General features: G+C 32.6%; 19 protein-coding genes and 2 tRNA genes. 9 read left to right on the forward strand and 12 right to left on the reverse strand.

The window, feature by feature from the left end; genetic code table 11:
• Positions 1-43 precede the first annotated feature (43 nt).
• Complete coding sequence (gene folK / locus BC961_RS01060; RefSeq protein ID WP_121924011.1) at positions 44-1,189, forward strand: 2-amino-4-hydroxy-6-hydroxymethyldihydropteridine diphosphokinase; 1,146 nt, start codon at positions 44-46, stop codon at positions 1,187-1,189.
• A 181-nt stretch (positions 1,190-1,370) separates the two neighbouring features.
• Here the strand turns inward: folK and BC961_RS01065 are convergent, their stop codons facing one another.
• Both BC961_RS01065 and BC961_RS01070 read right to left on the reverse strand, forming a co-directional pair.
• A complete protein-coding gene (locus BC961_RS01065; RefSeq protein WP_121924012.1) occupies positions 1,371-1,910 on the reverse strand; it encodes an RNA methyltransferase in 540 nt (179 codons plus the stop codon).
• Positions 1,911-1,977: 67 nt separating this feature from the next.
• Entirely contained in the window at positions 1,978-2,436 is a 459-nt protein-coding gene (locus tag BC961_RS01070) for a DUF1573 domain-containing protein (RefSeq protein ID WP_121924013.1), read from the reverse strand.
• Positions 2,437-2,600: 164 nt separating this feature from the next.
• Between BC961_RS01070 and mutS the strand changes: the two genes are divergently transcribed.
• The 4 genes from mutS (at position 2,601) to BC961_RS01090 (ending at position 6,263) form a co-directional block, all read left to right on the forward strand.
• Positions 2,601-5,204: a DNA mismatch repair protein MutS gene (gene mutS, locus BC961_RS01075; protein ID WP_170151274.1), complete on the forward strand. Its 2,604-nt coding sequence runs from the start codon at positions 2,601-2,603 to the stop codon at positions 5,202-5,204.
• Between the two features lie 152 nt (positions 5,205-5,356).
• A tRNA-Gly gene (locus BC961_RS01080) sits at positions 5,357-5,432 on the forward strand.
• A gap of 11 nt (positions 5,433-5,443) precedes the next feature.
• A tRNA-Leu gene (locus tag BC961_RS01085) sits at positions 5,444-5,529 on the forward strand.
• 386 nt (positions 5,530-5,915) lie between these two features.
• Positions 5,916-6,263 (forward strand): YegP family protein, encoded by a 348-nt coding sequence (locus BC961_RS01090; protein WP_121924014.1) that lies wholly within the window; start codon positions 5,916-5,918, stop codon positions 6,261-6,263.
• A 155-nt stretch (positions 6,264-6,418) separates the two neighbouring features.
• Here BC961_RS01090 and BC961_RS01095 read toward each other — a convergent pair whose 3' ends face one another.
• The 4 genes from BC961_RS01095 to BC961_RS01110 form a co-directional block, all read right to left on the reverse strand.
• Positions 6,419-6,610 carry a hypothetical protein gene (locus tag BC961_RS01095; RefSeq protein ID WP_121924015.1) on the reverse strand — a complete coding sequence of 64 codons (192 nt, stop codon included), beginning with the start codon at positions 6,608-6,610 and terminating at the stop codon, positions 6,419-6,421.
• A 193-nt stretch (positions 6,611-6,803) separates the two neighbouring features.
• Positions 6,804-8,978 carry a S46 family peptidase gene (locus BC961_RS01100; RefSeq protein WP_121924016.1) on the reverse strand — a complete coding sequence of 725 codons (2,175 nt, stop codon included), beginning with the start codon at positions 8,976-8,978 and terminating at the stop codon, positions 6,804-6,806.
• 23 nt (positions 8,979-9,001) lie between these two features.
• The gene (locus BC961_RS01105) at positions 9,002-9,448 is read right to left on the reverse strand and encodes a GNAT family N-acetyltransferase (RefSeq protein WP_121924017.1); all 447 of its coding nucleotides are present in this window, start codon (positions 9,446-9,448) and stop codon (positions 9,002-9,004) included.
• Positions 9,435-10,676, reverse strand: a complete 1,242-nt coding sequence (locus BC961_RS01110) for a 3-deoxy-D-manno-octulosonic acid transferase (RefSeq protein WP_121924495.1) — start codon at positions 10,674-10,676, stop codon at positions 9,435-9,437. The genes BC961_RS01105 and BC961_RS01110 overlap by 14 nt, the downstream gene beginning before the upstream one ends.
• Positions 10,677-10,905: 229 nt before the next feature.
• Here BC961_RS01110 and BC961_RS01115 point away from each other — a divergent pair, with 229 nt between their 5' ends.
• The 3 genes from BC961_RS01115 to BC961_RS01125 all read left to right on the forward strand — a co-directional run bounded on the left by BC961_RS01115 (position 10,906) and on the right by BC961_RS01125 (position 13,358).
• Positions 10,906-12,036 carry a DegT/DnrJ/EryC1/StrS family aminotransferase gene (locus BC961_RS01115; protein WP_121924018.1) on the forward strand — a complete coding sequence of 377 codons (1,131 nt, stop codon included), beginning with the start codon at positions 10,906-10,908 and terminating at the stop codon, positions 12,034-12,036.
• Positions 12,037-12,066: 30 nt separating this feature from the next.
• The gene (gene galE / locus BC961_RS01120) at positions 12,067-13,080 is read left to right on the forward strand and encodes a UDP-glucose 4-epimerase GalE (RefSeq protein ID WP_121924019.1); all 1,014 of its coding nucleotides are present in this window, start codon (positions 12,067-12,069) and stop codon (positions 13,078-13,080) included.
• Between the two features lie 92 nt (positions 13,081-13,172).
• Complete coding sequence (locus tag BC961_RS01125; protein WP_121924020.1) at positions 13,173-13,358, forward strand: hypothetical protein; 186 nt, start codon at positions 13,173-13,175, stop codon at positions 13,356-13,358.
• Positions 13,359-13,736: 378 nt separating this feature from the next.
• Here BC961_RS01125 and fabD read toward each other — a convergent pair whose 3' ends face one another.
• Complete coding sequence (fabD, locus tag BC961_RS01135; RefSeq protein ID WP_121924022.1) at positions 13,737-14,609, reverse strand: ACP S-malonyltransferase; 873 nt, start codon at positions 14,607-14,609, stop codon at positions 13,737-13,739.
• Between the two features lie 215 nt (positions 14,610-14,824).
• Between fabD and BC961_RS01140 the strand changes: the two genes are divergently transcribed.
• Positions 14,825-16,468, forward strand: coding sequence for a hypothetical protein (locus BC961_RS01140; RefSeq protein ID WP_121924023.1), 1,644 nt, complete (start codon positions 14,825-14,827; stop codon positions 16,466-16,468).
• 38 nt (positions 16,469-16,506) lie between these two features.
• On the opposite strand, the gene BC961_RS01145 is transcribed toward BC961_RS01140, so the two are convergent.
• From BC961_RS01145 to BC961_RS01165, 5 genes are all read right to left on the reverse strand, one after another.
• Positions 16,507-16,824, reverse strand: coding sequence for a DUF6370 family protein (locus BC961_RS01145; RefSeq protein ID WP_121924024.1), 318 nt, complete (start codon positions 16,822-16,824; stop codon positions 16,507-16,509).
• 2 nt (positions 16,825-16,826) lie between these two features.
• Positions 16,827-17,987, reverse strand: a complete 1,161-nt coding sequence (purT, locus tag BC961_RS01150; protein ID WP_121924025.1) for a formate-dependent phosphoribosylglycinamide formyltransferase — start codon at positions 17,985-17,987, stop codon at positions 16,827-16,829.
• Between the two features lie 166 nt (positions 17,988-18,153).
• Complete coding sequence (locus BC961_RS01155) at positions 18,154-20,022, reverse strand: peptidase U32 family protein (RefSeq protein ID WP_121924026.1); 1,869 nt, start codon at positions 20,020-20,022, stop codon at positions 18,154-18,156.
• A 239-nt stretch (positions 20,023-20,261) separates the two neighbouring features.
• Complete coding sequence (locus BC961_RS01160; RefSeq protein WP_121924027.1) at positions 20,262-20,720, reverse strand: ferritin-like domain-containing protein; 459 nt, start codon at positions 20,718-20,720, stop codon at positions 20,262-20,264.
• A gap of 221 nt (positions 20,721-20,941) precedes the next feature.
• Entirely contained in the window at positions 20,942-22,015 is a 1,074-nt protein-coding gene (locus BC961_RS01165; protein ID WP_121924496.1) for a type I restriction endonuclease, read from the reverse strand.
• Between the last annotated feature and the right edge of the window lie 326 nt (positions 22,016-22,341).

Here is a 22,341-nt window from a genome sequence, read left to right on the forward strand (position 1 = left end):
GATACTTCTATTCTAAAATTGTTTTAGTTAATTTGCGTTTAATATGAAATCACAACATCAGGTAATTTTATCGCTAGGAAGTAATCAAGGTAATCGTCTAGAAATCATTGAAAAATGTATAGCGTTAATCCATCAAGAAATAGGAACTGTTATAAAAGTATCCCAGTTATATGAAAGTCCTTCTTGGGGTTTTGATAGTGATGCTTTTTATAATTGTGCTATTCTAATTCACACTACAAGTACTGCGCAAAAAGTTTTGTCACAGGCTTTAAAAGTGGAAAAAAAATTAGGCAGAATTAGAGGTGCGGCTTCAGGATACCAATCTAGAATTATTGATATTGATTTAATAGCATTTGATGAAGAAATAATAGAATCAGAGAAACTCCAAATTCCGCATCCTTTAATGCAGAATAGAAATTTTGTATTATTACCTATTTTAGATTTAAAATTAGATTGGAAACATCCAGTATTTAAAAAAACGATTAAAGAATTATTAGATGCTTCTCCAGATGAAAGTGTTTGTAAAGTGGTGCAAAATTTAAGTAGTCCACTAGCAAATCTTGCTCTGGAACAATTTAATTATGTAGCTTTTGAAGGAAATATTGGTGCTGGTAAAACGACTTTAGCCACTAAAATTGCAGAAGATTTTAATGCTAAAACTGTTTTAGAGCGTTTCGCAGATAATCCTTTTTTGCCCAAATTTTATAAAGACCAAAATCGCTATGCGTTTCCGCTTGAAATGTCATTTCTAGCCGACAGATACCAACAATTATCAGATGATTTAGCGCAGTTTGATTTGTTTAAAGATTTTATAGTAGCCGATTATCATATTTTTAAATCTTTGATATTTGCTAAAATCACTTTGGCAGATGATGAGTATAGATTGTATCGAAATCTATTTGATATTATCTACAAAGAAATGCCAAAACCCGATTTATATATTTACTTGTATCAAAATTCAGAGCGTTTGCTGCAAAATATTAAAAAAAGAGGAAGAAGCTACGAACAAGAAATTCCTGCAGATTATCTTGACAAAATCAATAGTGGTTACTTAGATTATATAAAATCACAAACCGATTTAAATGTTTTGATTATCGATGTTTCTGATAGAGATTTTGTAAAGAATCAAGAAGATTATCTTTTCATCTTAAGCGAAATTCAGAACAAAATAAATAAAGTATCACTATAAAAATTACACCTGAATTTAGCTTCGTGATATTTAATTCTAATTATATTAGATTGAATGAAAATGAGAATTAGCTCGACATGATAAAATCTTGTTGAATTCTATTGAAAGCAATAAAAGAGTTTTCGATTTTGGTAAATAGTTTTATAAAGGTATCTTTTCTATCAATTATGAAATCAGCAATCTAATTATCTAATTGCTTTACCTTTACAAATAAATCCCAAATTACAATTCCTGCACTTACAGATATATTTAAGGAATGTTTAGTTCCTAACTGAGGAATTTCAATACAACCGTCACAAATTGCAACAGCGTCTTGTGAAACTCCGTACACTTCATTTCCAAAAACTAATGCGTACTTCATTTCTTTTTTAACTTTGAAATCATCAAGAAATACAGCACTTTCAACTTGTTCGATAGCAAGTGTGGTAACATTGTCTTTTTTAAGTCTTTCGATAACTTCAATAACGCTTTCGCAATGTTCCCAGGTTACAGTTTCAGTAGCTCCGAGCGCTGTTTTATGAATTTCTTTATTTGGAGGCGTAGCAGTGATGCCACATAAGTATATTTTTTCGATCAAAAACGCATCAGCAGTTCTAAAAACAGAACCAATATTGTGCAAGCTGCGGATATCATCTAAAACTAAAATAATGGGTGTTTTTTCCGATTGTTTAAAATCTTCAATTGATTTTCTATCCAGTTCGCTATTTTCGAGTTTTCTCATAATTGGGGAGTATTCAAAAAAAAAGCTTCCTAAATTAATGGAAGCTTTTTTTTAATATTTATTTTAATTAGCTTTTTGAACCGTCGATAGCTAAAACATTTCCTTTAATCGTAAGTACTTTTGTAGGTACAACTGCATTAGTTGTCAAAGTAATAGTTTTAGAGAAAGGCTGACCTGCTCTTGATGTATCGTATTTTACTCCAATCACTCCTTTTGCTCCTGGAGCGATAGGCGCTCTTGGATAAGTAGGAACAGTACAACCACATGAACCTTGTGCATTAGTAATAATTAATGGTTTGTTACCATTGTTTGTAAAAACAAACTCACGGTTACCATCAGAGTTGTAAGCAACAGTACCATAATCAATAGTCTCACTAGCGAAAACCATTCCTGCACCGTTTACTTTTGTAGTTGTAACTACAGTAGTTTTAGCTTTTACTTTCTTAACAGCTTTTGAGCTTTCTTGCGCGTGAGAAGCCGTCACTCCTACAACTAATAATAATGCTAATGTAATTATCTTTTTCATTTTATTTGTTTTTTAATTGGTTTGACAAATTTAAAGAAAAAATCATGCCAATGCCATAATTTAATCTTAAAAAGCGTTAATTTTTTCTGTAATCACGATAATTGGCTATAAATCTATAAATTCGCTGATAGATTTTTTTTCATTCATTTTAAAGACAAAATACATTGGCATCTAAAGATAAACCGGTTAAGGAAACTCCATTAATGAAGCAGTATAATGAGATCAAAAGGAAATATCCTGATGCATGCTTACTGTTTCGTGTGGGTGATTTCTATGAAACTTTTGGTGATGACGCTGTTCGAGCATCAAAGATTTTAGGAATTACTTTGACTAAAAGAGGTGCAGGTTCAGAAGGTGAAACTGCGCTTGCTGGTTTTCCGCATCATTCCATAAATACGTATTTGCCTAAACTTGTTAAAGCTGGACTCCGAGTTGCTATTTGCGATCAATTAGAAGATCCAAAAATGACAAAGACAATCGTTAAACGGGGCGTTACTGAATTAGTAACTCCTGGTGTTTCTATGAATGATGAGGTTTTACAATCCAAAACAAATAATTTTCTTGCCGCAATATTTTTTGCTATTAAATCTATTGGAATATCGTTTCTAGATGTATCAACAGGAGAGTTTTTAACTGCTCAGGGAAATGCAGAATATATTGATAAGCTTTTGCAGAATTTTAATCCGAGTGAAGTCTTAATTCCCAAAAACAGTAAAAATGATTTTAAAGAAGCTTTCGGAGAAGACTATCATACTTTTTATTTAGAAGATTGGATTTATAAGGAAGACTATGCTTTTGAAACGTTGACGAGACATTTCCAAACTTTTTCATTGAAAGGTTTTGGGGTCGAAGAATTAAAAGAGGGAATTATTTCTGCTGGAGCAATTTTATATTACCTCTCAGAAACGCAGCATAATAAAGTCCAACATATTACTTCAATTCAGCGAATCGCTGAAGACGCTTACGTCTGGATGGATCGTTTTACTATTCGAAATTTAGAATTGTATCATAGTTATAATCCAAACGCGGTCACTCTTCTTGATGTTATTGACAAAACGCTTTCGCCAATGGGTGGGAGATTATTAAAAAGATGGTTAGCATTACCATTGAAAGATAGTAACAAGATAAAAAGTAGACACGAGGTCGTTTCTTATTTAAAAGAGAATCAATCGGTTTTGAAAAATATTCAAAATCAAATTAAGCAAATTTCAGATCTAGAACGATTAATTTCAAAAATCGCTGCGGGGAAAGTGTCGCCACGTGAGGTGGTGTACTTAAAAGAATCTTTGGATGCTATTATTCCAATAAAAAACTTGGCTTTACAAAGTCCGCAAGAAGCGGTAAAAGTAATTGGAGACAATTTGCATAGTTGTGAATTATTACGTGAAAAAATCAAAACTGTCTTGAATCAAGATGCTCCTGTAGCTGTTTCTAAAGGAAATGCAATTGCTAAAGGCGTGAATGCTGAATTAGACGATTTACGTGCAATTTCGACATCAGGAAAAGAGTTCTTAGATGGAATTGAAAAAAGAGAATCTCAAGCAACGGGAATTTCCTCTTTAAAAATTTCTTTCAATAACGTTTTTGGTTATTATATCGAAGTTCGAAACATGCATAAAGACAAAGTTCCCGCAGAATGGATTAGGAAACAGACATTAGTTAATGCGGAGCGCTACATCACCGAGGAATTAAAGGAATATGAAACAAAAATTTTAGGAGCTGAAGAGAAAATTCATAAGATAGAAGCAGAGTTATTTGAGCAATTGGTTCATTGGATCGCCACATACATCAAGCCCGTTCAAATGAATGCTAATTTGGTTGCACAGCTAGACTGCTTATGTTCATTTACGCAGTTAGCAATCGAGAATAAATACGTTTGCCCAGATTTAGACGAAACTTTCGAACTAGAAATAAAAAACGGAAGACATCCTGTTATCGAAAAGCAATTGGCGGTGGGAACGCCATATATCGCTAATGATGTTTTTTTAGATAGAGAGACGCAGCAGTTAATTATGATTACAGGTCCTAACATGTCTGGTAAGTCGGCTATTTTACGTCAAACAGCATTAATCGTACTCTTAGCTCAAATGGGAAGTTTTGTTCCCGCAGAGACTGTAAGAATGGGCGTTGTTGATAAAATCTTCACTAGAGTAGGAGCTTCAGATAATATTTCGATGGGCGAATCTACTTTTATGGTCGAAATGAATGAAACGGCTTCAATTTTGAACAATATTTCTGATCGCAGTTTAGTATTGCTAGACGAAATTGGTAGAGGAACGAGTACTTATGATGGAATTTCAATTGCATGGGCAATTGCAGAGTTCTTGCATGAACATCCTTCAAGGCCTAAAACCTTATTTGCTACGCATTATCACGAATTAAATGAGATGAGTGAATCATTGCCTAGAATCCAAAATTATAACGTGGCCGTGAAGGAATTAAAAGATACTGTTTTGTTTGTTCGAAAATTAATAAAAGGAGGAAGTGCGCATAGTTTTGGAATACACGTTGCCAAGATGGCGGGAATGCCGCAAATAGTAATATTGAAAGCACAGAAACTTTTAAAGAAATTAGAGAAAAATCATTCTAGCGATGCGTTAAACGGAATCAAGGCCGCAAAAGACGAAATGCAAATGAGTTTTTTTAATCTAGATGACCCTTTGCTGGAAGAAATTAAGGAAGAGATTTTAAATCTAGATATAAATACGATTACACCCATGGAAGCATTGATGAAACTCAATGAAATTAAAAGAATGCTGGTTAGATAAAAATTTTATTCTTTTTAAATAATGGGTTATCAGAACGTTAACTTTTTTATTGAATTTTTTTGCAAAAAAGGCTTGTGTAACTCAATAAAAGTCTTAAATTTGCATCCGCAATACAGAACAAGTATCGCGGTTCGCCAAGTCGAACTGAAAATGCGAAAATAGCTCAGTTGGTAGAGCGCGACCTTGCCAAGGTCGAGGTCGCGGGTTCGAGCCCCGTTTTTCGCTCCACACCACATAATGCTCGGATGGTGAAATTGGTAGACACGCTGGACTTAAAATCCAGTGAACAGCAATGTTCGTGCGGGTTCAAGTCCCGCTCTGAGTACTAAAAAAGCTTCAAACTATGTTTGGAGCTTTTTTTATATATTAAATTTCGATCCAAAACATATTTTTTAATTTCAGCGGTAGAGCTTTAACGTTTACTTAAATAGCTTCAAACTGCGTTTGGAGTTTTTTTATATTTTGAATCGATTATTTAGAATAGTAGTAATATTGGAGATCAATTTTGAAATACTTTAGTTTGGAATAAATATTTCAAATAAAAGTTTTGTGTCATTGTGAGTAGTGGATTCGAAGTCAACTCTGAAAACGAGAATCAGTATTATTTCTAAAATTATCGGAATGTTGATTTAAAAAAAAATATTCTTTTTGTCGAAAAGCAGTTGCTTTTTTTATATGAACTTGATTTTGTGATTAATTTTTGTTTTAAGTATGGGAGCTTTTGTAATTAGTAAAAGATATAATGACGAATATAAATTTGTGTTCACTTCGAGGAAAGGTAAAGTTGTGTTCACGAGTTTAAGTTACGAGCTAAAGTTTGAATGCGAAGAAGATATTGAAAGGTTTAAAATTCAGATAGAAACGGCAGAGTTTCTAAAATTCAAATCGTCAGCTGGAAAGTTTTTCTTTAAATTGATGCTAGGCGGCCAAATTTTCGCAACAAGTAGAAAGTATACCACAGCATTGCGTTTGCAGAAAGGAATCGATGAAATCGTACGATACGGAGGTGTATCTGAGATATTGGACTTCTCTGGGAATGATTTTGTTTTTCTTGATTAGATAAATCTAATAGTATTAAAAAAAGAGAGTGTCCTGAAGTTTCAGAACACTCTCTTTTTTTGTTTCGAGCCTCTTATTTTTAAAAAAATAAAACGCTAGAATAAAAAAAAGCCACCTGCATAGCGGATGGCTTCATTTTTTTTGTAATTTAAAAATTACTTAACTTCTGGAGTTACAGCAGTAGTGTCAGTAACAGTCATAACTGAATCAGTAACAACAGCAACAGTGTCAGTAATTACAGCAGTAGTGTCTACAGTCATAGTGTCTTCAGCGTTAGCGTCAGCTTTTTTACAAGATACAACAGTTAATACAGCAACAGCAGCTAAACTTAAAAATACTTTTTTCATCTTAATTTATTATAAAAGGTTAATTATTAATTCGTGGCAAAGATATAAATTTTTTAATATGTAAATTATTTTTTTATTTATTTTTTTAAAAATTATATTTTCTCTCCACGCCAAAGCAAATAGCAATTATTATGCCAGTTGAAAACAAAGGTTAAATAGTATCAATTTTGATTAATTTAACCTTTGATTGATTTTATTTTTTTCTTAAGACCTTCTTCTTTAATGGTTTAGTCTGTTTTGGGTGAACTAACTTTAATTCGCTAATTAAGTTTTGAGCACCTGCATATTTATCCATAATGAATAACACATAACGTATATCAACCATTATATTTCTGCAAATACTAGGGTCATAATAGATATCACTCATAGTTCCTTCCCAAACTCGGTCAAAATTTAGTCCAATTAAGTTTCCATGAGCGTCAATTGCAGGACTTCCTGAATTACCTCCAGTAGTGTGATTTGTACCAATAAAATTAACTGGCATTTTTCCGTTTTCGCTGTATGGACCGTAATCTTTTTTATTATATAGATCAACTAATTTTGCTGGAATATCAAATTCGTAATCTCCAGGAACATATTTCTCCATTACACCTTCTAAGTAGGTAACTGGTTGATAGAAAGTAGCGTCTTTAGGTTCGTACCCTTTAACTTTTCCGTAGGTTACTCTTAATGTGCTGTTAGCATCTGGGAAAATACGACTATCAGAGTTTAACTCTAATTGCGCTTTCATGTACGTACGCTGTAATGCTGTAATGTTCATGTTGATTTCGTCATACTTTGGGGCAATCTCTTTAGTATACTTATCAGATAATTCTTTTACAAGTATAAAAGCAGGATCAGCATTCAAGTTTGCAATAACCGTCTTTGCATCACCAGAAAGTAATTTTTTCAAACTTTCGTAATCTTTTAGTTTTGATTTACCGTAAACTTCTGACGCTAAGTTTTTAGCATTTACATTTACTAAACCTTTTGGTAAAAACTGTTTAGATGATTTTGTAGCATATAAATCTATCAGTTGTTCAAAAACCTTTTCATCTACTGATGCGTTGAAGTTTTTGTAAAAATCAGCTAAACTAGTTACTAGGTTTGCTTTTCTATCGTTAAATGCTTGTTCTCCTCTAGAATTGTAAACCTGTTCTAACTGGTACAATTTAAAACCAGTGCTAAGCATTTCTGTATTGCGTTGTACTGTTTCAGCGAAGTATTCCTTTGCAACTGCATAGGGAGCTATTTCAGTGTAGTTTTTTTCGAAATCAGCTAATAGTGTTCCATATTCTTTTTGCTTACCTGCTTTAACCACTTTTTCCTGAAAAGCTTTTTCCGCTTCTCTTTTTACAGCTACTGCATTTGATTTTTTTAATCCTTGTGTTTCACCAATCCATTTTTTCCAATAGTTAGCAATACTTGCATATTTTGATGCGTACTGAATTTTGATCGCATTATCTTTTCTCATAAAACCATCAGCCACCTTTAAAGCTCTATCTCTGATTTCGATTTTTGCTGGATTTAATTCGTTTACAATTTGCTCAATAGCAACAGCTGGTAAATACTCATTAGTTTTTCCTGGGTATCCAAATACTAGAGTGAAATCATCTTCCGCTACACCGTCAAGTGAAATTGGTAAAAAGTGTTTTGGAGTGTACGGCACATTATCTTTCGAATATTTAGCTGGACGATTATTTTTATCAGCATAAATTCTAAATAAAGAAAAATCTCCTGTATGACGCGGCCAAACCCAGTTGTCAGTATCAGAACCAAATTTCCCAATAGATGTTGGTGGCGCACCAACTAAACGAACATCTGTAAACGTTTCTGTAACGAAAAGCATGTATTGATTTCCTTCAAAGAAAGTACGGATTTTATTTTCTTGCCAGTTTTCCTTTGGTAAAGAATTACTTAATGAAGAAATATTTTCTTGAATTTTTTTCTGCTTATCAGCTTCATTTGTAAGTGATGCAGTTCCGTTTAAAACTGATGTAGTCACATCTTCTATTTTTACAATAAAAGTTACAGTCAAGTTATCGTTTGGTAATTCATCTTCCATTTTATAAGCCCAAAAACCATCAGCTAAGTAATTGTTTTTAACTGTAGAATGTGATTGAATTTGAGAGTAACCACAGTGGTGGTTTGTTAAAATCAAACCTTTTGGCGAAATCACTTCAGAAGTACAACCTCCGTTGAAATGTGGAACAGCATCTTTAATGCTTGAATTATTCACATCATAAATCTCTTTCACAGACATTTTCATGCCTAGATTTTTCATTTCTGTTTCATTCATTCCTTTCAATAAAGAAGGAATCCACATACCACCTTGCTGGGCTTGCGTCTGAATAACAAATAATAATAGGAATAGTTTTAAAAATTTCATGTTTATTTATTTAGTTTGCAATTTTATTTGATTTTGTGTGCCATTAATTTCCGATTATGCATTTCAAAACCGCTTGCAATATACAATTTTTGTGCATTTTGATTGTGGTTTTCGATCTCTAAGTAGATTAATTTTATGGATAGTTTTTTACTTTCTTCCAAAACAAATGCTACCGCTCGACTTCCAATTCCTTTTCCCCTAGCTTTTTCTGACAGATATAATTCATCTAAAAATGCAATTGTGCCTTGATATTCAAAACTGAATATAAATGCTAGAATTACATAGCCTACCACTTCATTATCAGAAACAATAAGCCAAGCTTTACCAAGTTTTTCATCAGAAATAAATTCTTGAAACAGCCTTTTAGATATTTCAGTGTCAATAGGATAATTATCTATTGCATAAAATTGTTCCATCATGTTAACTATTGTTTCAATCTCAGAAACTACTAATGGCTTAAATTGTATCATTCAAAATATTTTTTAAAATTACAGCAGTTGCTCCTTTATTCATTTGCACAAAAGTTTCGCAAATATGTCCTTTTTCATTCCTAATATCTTCATTTCTAATCAAATTTGAAAAAGCCTCGTTTAATTCAGTTGCGTTTTTTATAACTGTGCAGCCTTCCATATTGACTAATGCGGTTGCTTCCGCAAAATGGGAGTAGTTAGGTCCAATAACAATGGGAACGCCAAAAGTGGCTGGTTCTAATAAATTATGAACCCCTGGATTTCCAAAACCACCACCTACATAAGCGATATCAGCATAGCTGTATATTTTAGTTAAAATGCCGACAGTGTCAATAATAAAGACATCAAAATCAGCTAGATTTTTCCCTTCTTTTTCGGAGAACAAAACTGTTTTCTTATTCATACTTTCTTTTAAATTTTTGATCTGCTCTTCTTTAATATTGTGTGGCGCAATAATAAATTTAGTACTTAATGGATTTGAATTAATGAAATCTATTAAAATATTTTCATCTTTTGGCCAAGAACTACCCACAATAATTGTAAGCTTATTGTTTTTAAATTGAGCAATAAAATCTAGAGAATTATCTTTTTCTAAAATGGTTGCAACGCGATCAAATCGAGTATCACCAGATACTGAAACATTCGTTTTTCCTAATTGATGTAATAGCTTTTTTGAATTTTCATTCTGAACAAAAAAGTAGGTAAAAGTATTTAGTGCTTCTCTATAAAACCCGCCATACCATTTGAAAAACAACTGATTTTTTCTAAGAATTCCTGAAATCAAGTAAGTTTTAATTTCTTGTTTTTTAAGTTCAGCGAGGTAATTAGGCCAATATTCATATTTAATTATAAATACTAATTCTGGATGTGTTAATCTCAAAAATTCCTGCGCATTTTTCTTTGTGTCTAATGGTAGATAAACGGTAACGTCAGCGACTGTATTGTTTTTACGTACTTCGTAGCCCGAAGGTGAGAAAAAAGTAAGTACGATTTTATGAAAAGGAAACTGTTTTTTGATTGCTTCGATAACAGGCAAACCTTGTTCGTATTCTCCAAGAGAAGCCGCGTGAAACCAAATAGTTTTATCGGTCGATTTTATTTTTTGTTCTAATGTGGTGAAAACATCTTTCCGACCTTCGATAAAAAGTTTCATTTTCGAGCTAAAAAGAGCTGCGATTTTTAGTAAAAAACCAGCAAATTGAACTACTAAATTATAGAGAAAAAGCATCTTTTTGTATTTTTGGCTAAAATACGTTTTCTTTATTTTAATTACTTCCAAAGAAATGTTTAAATTCAAATTGATCTCATTCAACGCTATTATTTTATAACAATGCTATTTTTTTAATATACGTTCATTGGTTTGAACTCATTAAATAACTATTTTTGTTAATCGTTTTAAGAAAAGGTTTTTTGCGATTAAAAACTTTAAGCTTTTGACCTTTAAACAAAAGAAATCAATGAAGAAAATCCAGATGGTTGACTTGAAAAGTCAATATGATAAAATAAAAGAAACCGTTAATCTTTCTATTCAGGAAGTTTTAGAAACTAATAGTTATATCAACGGACCTCAAGTACATCATTTCCAGAAATCATTAGAAGATTATTTGGATGTTAAGCATGTAATTCCATGCGCAAATGGAACCGATGCTTTGCAAATTGCGATGATGGGTCTGGATTTGCAACCGGGTGATGAGGTAATTACTGCCGATTTTACATTTGCGGCAACAGTTGAAGTTATTGCATTGCTGCAGTTAACACCAGTTTTAGTGGATGTTGACCAAGTTAATATGAATATTTCTATAGAAGGAATTAGAAAAGCAATTACTCCAAAAACAAAAGCTATTGTACCAGTTCATTTATTTGGTCGTGCCGCTAACATGGAAGCAATTATGGCTATTGCCAAAGAGTTTAATTTATATGTAATCGAAGATAATGCGCAAGCAATTGGTGCTAACTGTAGGTTCTCTGATGGTTCAAAAAAGAAAGCTGGAACAATAGGTCATGTTGGTGCAACTTCATTTTTCCCTTCAAAAAACTTAGGATGTTATGGAGATGGAGGAGCAATTTTCACAAATGACGATACATTAGCTCATAAACTTCGTGGAATTGTAAATCACGGAATGTACGAACGCTATCATCATGATGTTGTAGGTGTGAATTCTCGTTTAGATAGTATTCAAGCGGCTGTTTTGAACGCTAAACTACCGTTGTTAGATGAATATAATAAAGCACGTCAAAATGCGGCTAGAAAATACTCGGCGGCATTTGAAGGTCATAAAAATATCATTTCGCCAACGATTTGTGATATTTGCGATTGTCACGTTTTTCATCAATATACATTACGTATTATTGCAGCAGACAGAAATGGATTAATGCAACATTTATTAGACAAAGGAATTCCTTGTGCTATTTATTACCCAATTCCGTTGCACTCTCAAAAAGCATATAAAGATAGTAGATACAAGGAAGAAGATTTTCCAATTACTAATCAATTGGTGAAAGAAGTACTTTCTTTACCGATGCATACTGAATTAGATGATGAACAAATTAAATATATTACAGATAGCGTTTTAGAATTTTTAAAATAATTATTTGTAAACAAAAAACAGCAGAAAAAGATGAAAGTTTTAGTAACAGGAGGTTTAGGTTTTATTGGTTCTCATACCGTAGTTGAATTGCAAAACGAAGGTTTTGAGGTCATCATAGTAGATAATTTATCAAATACTTCGTTAAGTGTTTTAGATGGAATTAAAAATATAACTGGTAAAACGCCAGCTTACGAAAACATTGATTTACGTGAGAAAGATAAAGTGCAGGATTTTTTCAAAAGACATACTGATATTTCAGGAGTCATTCATTTTGCAGCTTCAAAAGCGGTAGGTGAAAGTGTAGAGGATCCATTGTTGTATTATGAAAATAATATTAGCGCACTAATCTATGTTTTACAGCAATTGCAGCAAAAACCTGATGCTAATTTCATTTTTAGTTCTTCTTGTACGGTTTACGGTCAAGCCGAAAAAATGCCAATTACTGAAGATGCAGAATTACAGCAAGCGATGTCTCCGTATGGAAATACAAAAGCTGTAGGTGAAGAAATAATAACTGATACTGCCAAAGTGACTAATATAAATGCGATTTTATTGCGTTACTTCAATCCTATTGGTTCACATCCATCAGCTGAAATAGGGGAGTTACCGATAGGAGTTCCTCAAAACTTAGTTCCTTTTATTACTCAAACAGGTTTTGGATTGAGAAAAGAATTAGCTGTTTATGGAGATGATTATCCTACTCCTGATGGGACAGCTGTTCGTGATTATATTCACGTAGTAGATTTGGCGAAAGCCCACGTAATAGCATTACAACGTTTGTTAAATAAAAAGAATATTGCTAAAGTTGAAACTTTCAATTTAGGAACTGGTACAGGAAGTTCTGTATTAGAAGTTATAAATAGTTTCGAAAAAGTAAGCGGTAAAAAATTGCCCTACAAAATTGTAGGCCGTAGAGAAGGAGATATTACTTCGGCTTACGCCAATACGGACAAGGCAAATAATGTTCTTGGTTGGAAAGCACAATCTACTCTTGAAGAAGCGATGGCAAGCGCTTGGAAATGGGAACAAAAGATTAGAAGTTAAAAAATAGCTATTATATTTAATGAGAATCCCAAAGTATCAAAATGATAGTTTGGGATTTTTTTATGTAAATTTGTTTGACTACCACATTAGTTATGAGTGATGTAAAATTAAATTCAAACAATGCTGAAGAACCAATTACAGCTTACAAAACCAATTCAAAGCAGAAGGGCATTGGAGAAAATTTTGATTTTGATAAGGAATTCAAAAATGGGTATAAACCTGAAGAGCTTTTATTAGAAATGAAGAAACGAATAAGTAAGTATCATTGGAAAAAATAATTTATAAAAATGATATTTTAAACTATTTCGATGATTTAGTCTTTTTATTATTCAATAAAAAATACTTTTCTTATCAAGAAAATGCAGACAAGTATTTAGAAAAATTAGTTCAATTTGTTTCTAATAATATAAGAGACTTTCCAAATCGGAAAACTCCGCAAGAATTAAAATATCTTGGTTCATATTATATTTTTTACAACTCCGACAAACGAACAACCTGATATGTTCTTTTCGAAAAGTTGGGTGATGATTATTTAATTTCAGGAATTTTAAATAATCATTGTGAAGAAGCAAATGATTTACAAAACAAAAATCCTCATAAAAATTTATTTATGAGGATTTTGAATTTATAGGAACAGTGATTACTGCATGCTATTTTTATGCATTTGCAGTCGCAGCTTCTTTGTCAATTTTTCCAATTAATCCAGCTAATACTTTACCAGGTCCAACTTCAGTAAATAAAGTAGCACCATCAGCGATCATTTGTTGTACAGATTGTGTCCATTTTACTGGTGCAGTCAATTGAATAATCAAGTTTTTCTTAATCTCTTCTGGCGATGAAACGGCACTAGCAGTTACATTTTGATATACTGGACACGTAGGAGTTGAAAAAGTAGTTGCTTCAATCGCTGCCGCTAATTCTTCTCTTGCAGGTTCCATCATAGGCGAGTGGAATGCACCGCCTACAGGTAATAACAAAGCTCTTTTTGCTCCAGCTTCTTTCATAGCTTCACACGCTTTTTCAACTGCTGAGGTTTCTCCAGAAATAACTAATTGTCCAGGACAGTTGTAATTTGCTGCTACTACAACGCCATCAATAGAAGCGCAAACTTCTTCTACGATATTATCTGCTAATCCTAAAACCGCTGCCATAGTCGAAGGTTTGATTTCGCACGCTTTTTGCATTGCTAAAGCTCTTTGAGAAACTAATTTTAGACCATCCTCAAATGATAAAGCGCCGTTAGCAACTAATGCTGAAAACTCTCCTAAAGAGTGACCTGCTACCATTTCTGGTTTGAAATCTTCTAATGTTTTTGCTAAGATCACAGAGTGCAAAAAAACTGCTGGTTGCGTGACTTTAGTCTCTTTCAATTCTTCTGCAGTTCCTTCAAACATAATATCTGTGATGCGGAAACCTAATATTTCGTTTGCTTTCTCAAACAATTCTTTTGCTAAAGGTGAATTTTCATATAAGTCTTTGCCCATTCCTGTAAACTGTGCTCCTTGACCTGGAAATACGTATGCTTTCATAATTGCTTTTTTATCGTTTAAAAATTCATTTCGTTAATAACGAACCAAGTGCAAAAATACTATTTTTTACTGTATTTAAAACAATGGTTTTCGTACGCGATTTAGATGTAAAAATCTTAAAAAAAGATATGCTATCGTTGTAATTGCTTAGATTTTATGGGCTCCTTTGTAACATATATTAGATTTATCTACTAATTAAGTATAAAAATAAAGTTATGAAGAAAATAGTTTCAATTTTAGTGCTTGTTATTTTAGGCTTTGTATTGTTTTACATCAATTTACCAGTAATTAACTACGGTTTTACGGGTTTTGCTTTTATCTTATTAATCTTAGTTTTTGTAGCAATAGTTTTTTCAGCTGGGATAACGGTATCAGAAAAAACAAAGCAAGTAAAACTTGCTGCAATGCCAAGCAAGATTTTGTATGTTTTAGTTGCGGTACTTTTAGCATATATAATATTGCTTCCTCTTGTTACTAGTACAAAAATGTTACGAACTGATTCTTTTAAAAATTTAATTGGCAAGGTCGAAGATGGCCAGAAAATTACCAATCACATTGCGCCAATTTCTATTGATAAAATTAGAGTTGTCGACGAAAAATTAGCATATTTATTAGGTGAAAAAATATTGGGATCGCAACCGGCTTTGGGAAGCCAAGTGGAACTAGGTGAATTTTGTATTCAAAAAGTTGGTACCGAATTGTATTGGGTTGCACCTTTACTGCATTCAGGACTTTTGAAATGGTTTAACAATAAAGATGGAACGGATGGATATGTAATGGTATCTGCAACTAATGAGCGTGATGTAAAACTTGTCCAGAACGTTGGTGGAAAACCTGTAAAAATTAAATATCAACCCGGAGCTTATTTTGGAAGTGAATTGCATCGTCATGTTTACTTTAATGGAAATGCAACTGCTGGCTTAACCGACTTTAGTTTTGAAATTGATGATGCTGGAAATCCATTTTGGGTGATTACTAAGTATGCTAAAAAAATTGGTTTTGCAGGAAAGGACGCCACGGGAGTTATTGTAGTTGATGCACAATCAGGTGCTATTAATGAGTATTCAATTGCTAAAACACCGCAATGGGTGGACAGAATCCAACCTTTAGATTTTATTGAAAATCAATTGAATTATTGGGGAAAATATGTTCATGGATATTGGAACTTTTCTAATGCTGATAAACTACAAACAACTGAAGGTCTAACTTTAGTTTATGGAAAAGATAATAAATCGTATTGGTATACCGGACTCACTTCGGTAGGGAAAGATGAATCTGCGGTTGGTTTTGTTTTAGTAGATACTAGAACAAAACAAGCCACATTTTACAAACAAAGTGGTGCGACTGAATATGCTGCTCAAAGCTCAGCAGAAGGAAAAGTTCAGGAAAAAGGATATAAGGCGTCGTTGCCTATTCCTTATAACATAAATAATATTCCTGCTTATGTGATGACTTTGAAAGATGACGGGGGATTAGTAAAAATGTTTGCTATGGTTGATATTTCTGATTATACGATTGTTGGAGTAGGGAACACCATGCGCGAAACGCTTACTGCTTTTAAAAACGTCTATAATATGGCGGATAATAAGATAAACCCGAATAGCGTTTCTAATAAAAAGACGGTAAAATCAATTGTAACCAGAATTCAAAATGATGTCAAAAACGGTAACAGTTTCTACTATTTTAAAGTAAAAGATTATCCAAATATTTTCGTGGGTTCTTCTCAGATCTCAAATCAGTTGCCGGTAACAATAATAGGAGACAGTATCTCGGTTTCTTTTGATTTAGATTTAGAAGAGGTAATTGACATCTCAACTTTTGAAAATCTTAATCTAAAAGATAGTCTAAAAACTAAGTAATAAAAAATGGCTTGCAAATTATTGCAAGCCATTTTTTTTTATTTTTTAGGTAGTACTTTAAAAGAAGTCACTTTGAATCGATTGTCAACTATTTTTCCAACTACTTCTGCTTTTCGTATCGCAGCACAAAAACCATCATCAGCATGTGCATCTCCATGCGAGTCGATTGAAGTTCCATCCACGAAATATGATTTTCCATCAATCCGAACGGCTAAATCACAGTCGTGACCTTTCATATTAAATTGACATTGTCCGCAAGCGGCTTCAACAATTTGTGGCTTTATTTCTTCTTTTTTATCTTGAGCATTTATAGTTGCAGTTATAAATAAAAATGTTGCTAATACTATTTTTTTCATGATCACGATTTTACGTTTACTAAGGTAGCTGCTTTTTTAGCTTTTTCAACAATTTCTTCTATGGGAGTTTCTAAAGTGTCATAGACTAAAGAAACACCCATTCTTCTAAACGGTCTTGAAGTAGGTTTGCCAAAGATTCTGAAATCAGCTTTGGGTAATGATGCTATATTTTCAATTCCTGAATAAGTCGGATTTTGTGAGTTTTCAGATGCTAAAATTACAGCACTTGCTCCAGCTTTCTCTAATGTAATTTCGAAAATAGGTAAACTCAAAACAGCACGTAAATGCAACTCAAATTGATTAAAGTTTTGCGTTCCCGCCAAAGTTACCATTCCGGTATCATGCGGACGTGGAGATAACTCAGAGAAATAAACGCCATTATCTGTCAAGAAAAACTCAACACCAAAAAGTCCTGCACCACCTAAAGCTTCGGTAACTTTTTCAGCCATGTCTTGAGCTTCATATAAGTCCTTGTCGGAAATTCTAGCTGGCTGCCAGCTTTCCATATAATCACCTCGCTCTTGTCTATGGCCAATAGGAGCGCAAAATAAAGTTGGATTATCATTTTGTACCACGGTCAACAAAGTTATCTCAGAATTAAATTTGACAAATGCCTCAACAATTACTTCAACCACATCGCCGCGAGATCCTTCAACAGCATATTTCCATGCTTTGTCAATATCTTCAATAGTTTTTATAGTTGATTGTCCTTTTCCAGACGAACTCATTAAAGGTTTTACCACGCATGGCATTCCTACTGCTTCGACACCTTTTTGCAATTCTGCAGCGGTTGTAGCGTAGCGGTAATTGGCCGTTTTCAATCCTAATTCTTTAGAAGCTAAATCCCGAATTGCCTTTCTATTCATCGTAAAATTCGCAGCTCGCGCCGAGGGAACTACAGTAATTCCTTGTTTCTCATATTTGTAAAATTGTTCCGTACGAATAGCCTCTATTTCAGGAACAATAAAATCGGGTTGATGTTTTGCTACGATTTGGTCTAAAGCGTCGCCGTCGAGCATATTGATTACTTCAAATGAGTGAGCTACTTGCATTGCGGGCGCGTTTTCATAACTATCAACAGCAATTATAGTCTGACCGATGCGTTGTGCAGCAATGGTGAATTCTTTACCTAATTCGCCTGATCCTAGAAGTAGTATTTTCATTTGTGTGATTTTATGATGCTGTTATAAATGAGTTCTTTCTAACTAGCAAGAATATAGGTTTAGCAAATTAGTGTGATTGCTTCGTTCTTCGCAATGACAGAATTTGTATGGCAAAATTAATAAAAAAAACCGATGCGTTTTGGTTTAAAGCATCGGTTAATTTATTTTAATGAAAGTGATCTTCTTCGATTTCGAATTCGGCATCTTTTTCCCAAATCTCCATTTCACAAGGTTTACAATTGAACTTTAATTTGTATTCTAGTTCGCCTTGTTTTAAAACGAGAGGTTCTTTTAATTTTTCGCCCATTATATCTTTTTGATGTATAGGACATTTTTTTAATTCATATTTGATGCAATATTTCGTTGTCATTACACGAGATTTTCCTGGTTCCCATTGTAATTCAAATGCTTTTTCGATTTCAGTAACGCCATGACGTTCGTAAAATTTGCGGGCTAATTTATTAGATACATTATACATGAAATCTAACTTAGCTTCTGGATAAGGATGAGACGTTTTAACCATTTGGTGTTCCTCAACTTTATAACCAGCCATCCGAATTTCTGATAACTGCTCGAAAACAGTTCTTCTCATTTCATTTATTTTTGAAATAGGTAGAAACCAGTTTTCTGAGAACATAACATTTATGTCTTCAGCAACATAAGGTGTGAAACCAGTTTTAGCTAACTGAGTTTTTATATTATCGGCAATAGATTCATTGTTTTTAGTTTGTTCTTTGGCGTGTACCAAATTCACTGTACTCACATAACCGTCTTCATCAGTGGCGATTAATTCGAAACCATTTTCATTTTCTGTCAATAACAAACTCGTGCTTATTTTTCGAACAGCACTATCTTCGCGCTCCACGATTTTGATGAAAGCAGCGTCATTGTTACGGTAAATAAAAGTTCCTTCTTTTAATTCCTTTAAAACATTGGGATATGCTAGACCATTTTCGACTTTGTTTACATAAATACCATCCGCTTCATTGCTTTCATTTATGTAGCAAAGACCATCGCCATTATTCAGTAATTCGCCGTTTTCAATTTGGTAAGCGTTACCAATTGTTTTGAGTAATTTACCAATGTATTGTCCTTTTGATTTTGGACTTTCCCAAGAACCTATTGACTGGTCTCTTCCGTTTACAAAATAGTCAGTGTAACCTCGATTAAAACTTTTATTTAAAGCAGAATCGAAAGTGAAAGTGCATTTTCCAGAAGAAGCTTTTGCATAACTCTCGTTTTGTTCTAAGAAAGCATCTAATTTTTGTCTCAAATAAGAAACATTATTTTTTACATAAACGATGTCTTTTAATCTTCCTTCAATTTTGAAAGAGCAAACTCCCGCTTCAATTAGATTTGGAATCTGTTCTGAAACATCAAAATCCTTTATCGAAAGTAAGTGACTGTTTTTGATTAAAGTTTCTCCGTGACCATCAATTAAATTGTACGGTAAGCGGCAGTTTTGAGCACATGAACCACGATTAGCGCTACGCTCTCCGTTTGCTACACTCATATAGCAATTTCCGCTGAAAGAAACACATAAAGCACCAGTTACAAAAAACTCTAATTCAACATCTGAAGCTGCGCTAATTGTTTTGATTTGGTCAAGGTTTAATTCACGAGCCAAAACGACACGTTTCATTCCTGCATCTTTCAAAAATTTAATTTTGTCAGCATCGCGATTATTTGCTTGTGTACTTGCGTGAAGAACGATAGGAGGTAAGTCCATTTCCATTATCGCCATATCTTGAACGATAAGTGCGTCAACTTTGATATCGTATAATTTCCAAATCATCTGACGACACGTTTCAAGCTCATTGTCATACAAAATAGTATTAATCACAACAAAAACTTGAGCATGAAATAAATGGGCGTATTTTACTAACGCAGCTACATCTTCGATAGAGTTTGTTGCATTAGAGCGAGCTCCAAATTGTGGTGCTCCAATATACACTGCATCGGCACCACTATTTATGGCCGCCATTCCGTGAATTAAATCTTTTGCAGGAGCAAGTATTTCTATTTTCTTTTTCATCTAGTTGATGATAAATTTTTAATTTTTAAAACTTTAGTTTTTTAGAAGTTACTCTAAAAAAGTCTGCAAAGGTCTAATTTATTATTCAGCATTTCTAATGAATACTGTAATTTTTAAGAATTAATCAATTTAAAAATAGAGATTGTAATATACTTCAATACTTTCGAAACAGTGTAAAATATAAAAACCACTTAGTTGAGGAACTAAGTGGTTTTTATCAAAAAATGATCTTAATAGAATTAAGCCATTTTTTTAGCTTTAATTTTCATTAAAGTATTTTGTATGCTGTTCAATTGTTTTGAAATCATAGCAGTTTGAGCTGGTTGAAGATTATCTTTTTTCAAAACTTCTTCATATTTTTCAATTGCTGCTTCTTCACCAGTAATACAAGCATTTATAATAGCTTCCGTATCTCCACCTGTAAACGAAGCTTTAATGTCAATCCATGTACGGTGTAAAGCTCCTAAAGCTCCTCCACCTGATTCATCAGTTGATTTTCCAAGTCTGTTTATTTCGTCTTGTAATTCAACTATAAAAAGAGAACGCTCACGAGCATATTGTAAAAAATCACTTTTGATTGATCCATCCTCTGCGTGTTCTGCTGCATTAGTGTATCCTAATTTTCCATCTTCTAATATTGAAATTAATCCTTCTACTGTACTAACTATTTCTTTTGTGGTTTCATCTGTGTTTAACATGATATAATTTTTTAATTAATGTATAATACAAAGTTGGAGAAACTTGTAATAAATTGTGTTACACAATTTTAAAAAATATTTATAGTATTGTGGAGTAGGTATGTATTTGTATTAAATTTTTAAATAACCTCAAGATCTATATTTAAAAAAAGCAACATATTTTATGTTGCTTTTTTTAAATTAACTAACATCATCGATGTATTGAGTAGATATGATGGTATTTATTCATAATTTTTCAAAGTATTTAAGAGCTCATTTCTGTAATTATAAATATCATCTAAAGAATTTAATAACTTTTTTTCTCCGTTATCTTTGCCATTATTGAAAAGCTCAATATATTTATTAGCTGAATTAAAATGAAGACGACAGATTGGTTTGCGATTATTATCATCTAGTAGAATACCAAAATAGGATTGCGTATCTCTAAAACCTATTCTCGATGTTGGTAATATCTCCCTCAATATTGCCTTTATTATTTGAGATCCTTCATTCTCTTCTTCCGTGGTTACAAATTTTGGCGCTTCAGAATTGTCATCTATTGATGAAATCGTTTCATTTGCTTTAGTAGGAATCGTTTCATTAATGTCTAAAGCGTTTTTCAATCTAAAATTTATAGACTCATTAATAGAATTTGAAAATGCTTTTTTAGTATATTCTTTGAACGCAGTCATTCTAGAAGCTATTAAGGGCTTTTCATAAAACTTGCTAACTAACATCTTAACCATTTCATCTGAAGGATCTTTTAATTCTCTTTCAAATTCGTTTCTTATTGCTTTTATATACTTTAGTCCTTCTGCTGAATCTAAAATTGCCTCTAAATTATATCCGTTTTTTGTAAATTTTTCTAATATTTTTAAACTAGTATCTTTTAGATTAGATAAGTCTAAAGTAAAAAATGGTTTTTCGTCCATTATATTCGGTTTTTCCAAATCTGCGTAGAAATTATAAATATGTCCGTTGGTCAAAACACCGAATCTAGCTTTCGAAACGTGATAATATCTATGTAATTGTGAATTGTGTGCGTCTACATTCTCCTTCCAGTTTTTGCATTCTATTATTAATATTGGCTCACCATCTTTTTTAATAACATAATCTATTTTTTCACCTTTTTTAGTTCCTATATCACAAATAAATTCTGGAATAACTTCAGTTGGATTAAAAATATCGTAACCTAAAATTTGTATAAATGGCATTACGAAAGCGTTTTTAGTAGCTTCTTCAGTATTTATTTGATCTTTTAATGAATCTACTCTACTGTGTAATTGTTCTAACTTTAATTTAATTTCTGCTTCCATATTTTTATATTGCATTTGGTTATAAATATTATTTTAAAAATAAATTAGTAAATAGTTTATTCATTCAAATATAGCAATATATTCTTACTAATAATCGTTTTATTATTTATATAAGTATGCTAAGACATGTTTATTTTCTTGATTTAATGAGCTTTAAAAATTAGATGTTATTGTATTGAAAGTCGGTATAATAATAATTTTAGTTCTCAAAAGAAAAGTGAACAATATATTAGCTACGCGTAAGGGATAGTAGTGAAAATCCTTTTTTATTATGGAGCGAAAGCGGAATAATATAAAAGATTGCAGCGGATAACCCGACCTTACTT

The organism is Flavobacterium weaverense, assembly GCF_003688495.1.
GTDB classification, from domain to species: domain Bacteria; phylum Bacteroidota; class Bacteroidia; order Flavobacteriales; family Flavobacteriaceae; genus Flavobacterium; species Flavobacterium weaverense.

Excerpts from the sequence above, each read along its gene's own strand:
- BC961_RS01070 (WP_121924013.1), bottom strand. The coding sequence starts at position 2,436 with ATGAAAAAGATAATTACATTAGCATTATTATTAGTTGTAGGAGTGACG.
- BC961_RS01125 (WP_121924020.1), top strand. The coding sequence starts at position 13,173 with ATGAGTGATGTAAAATTAAATTCAAACAATGCTGAAGAACCAATTACA.
- folK (WP_121924011.1), top strand. The coding sequence starts at position 44 with ATGAAATCACAACATCAGGTAATTTTATCGCTAGGAAGTAATCAAGGT.
- BC961_RS01100 (WP_121924016.1), bottom strand. The coding sequence starts at position 8,978 with ATGAAATTTTTAAAACTATTCCTATTATTATTTGTTATTCAGACGCAA.
- BC961_RS01095 (WP_121924015.1), bottom strand. The coding sequence starts at position 6,610 with ATGAAAAAAGTATTTTTAAGTTTAGCTGCTGTTGCTGTATTAACTGTT.
- BC961_RS01105 (WP_121924017.1), bottom strand. The coding sequence starts at position 9,448 with ATGATACAATTTAAGCCATTAGTAGTTTCTGAGATTGAAACAATAGTT.
- BC961_RS01145 (WP_121924024.1), bottom strand. The coding sequence starts at position 16,824 with ATGAAAAAAATAGTATTAGCAACATTTTTATTTATAACTGCAACTATA.
- BC961_RS01110 (WP_121924495.1), bottom strand. The coding sequence starts at position 10,676 with ATGCTTTTTCTCTATAATTTAGTAGTTCAATTTGCTGGTTTTTTACTA.
- BC961_RS01115 (WP_121924018.1), top strand. The coding sequence starts at position 10,906 with ATGAAGAAAATCCAGATGGTTGACTTGAAAAGTCAATATGATAAAATA.
- BC961_RS01090 (WP_121924014.1), top strand. The coding sequence starts at position 5,916 with ATGGGAGCTTTTGTAATTAGTAAAAGATATAATGACGAATATAAATTT.
- galE (WP_121924019.1), top strand. The coding sequence starts at position 12,067 with ATGAAAGTTTTAGTAACAGGAGGTTTAGGTTTTATTGGTTCTCATACC.
- fabD (WP_121924022.1), bottom strand. The coding sequence starts at position 14,609 with ATGAAAGCATACGTATTTCCAGGTCAAGGAGCACAGTTTACAGGAATG.
- BC961_RS01065 (WP_121924012.1), bottom strand. The coding sequence starts at position 1,910 with ATGAGAAAACTCGAAAATAGCGAACTGGATAGAAAATCAATTGAAGAT.
- BC961_RS01140 (WP_121924023.1), top strand. The coding sequence starts at position 14,825 with ATGAAGAAAATAGTTTCAATTTTAGTGCTTGTTATTTTAGGCTTTGTA.
- BC961_RS01155 (WP_121924026.1), bottom strand. The coding sequence starts at position 20,022 with ATGAAAAAGAAAATAGAAATACTTGCTCCTGCAAAAGATTTAATTCAC.
- BC961_RS01165 (WP_121924496.1), bottom strand. The coding sequence starts at position 22,015 with ATGGAAGCAGAAATTAAATTAAAGTTAGAACAATTACACAGTAGAGTA.
- purT (WP_121924025.1), bottom strand. The coding sequence starts at position 17,987 with ATGAAAATACTACTTCTAGGATCAGGCGAATTAGGTAAAGAATTCACC.
- BC961_RS01160 (WP_121924027.1), bottom strand. The coding sequence starts at position 20,720 with ATGTTAAACACAGATGAAACCACAAAAGAAATAGTTAGTACAGTAGAA.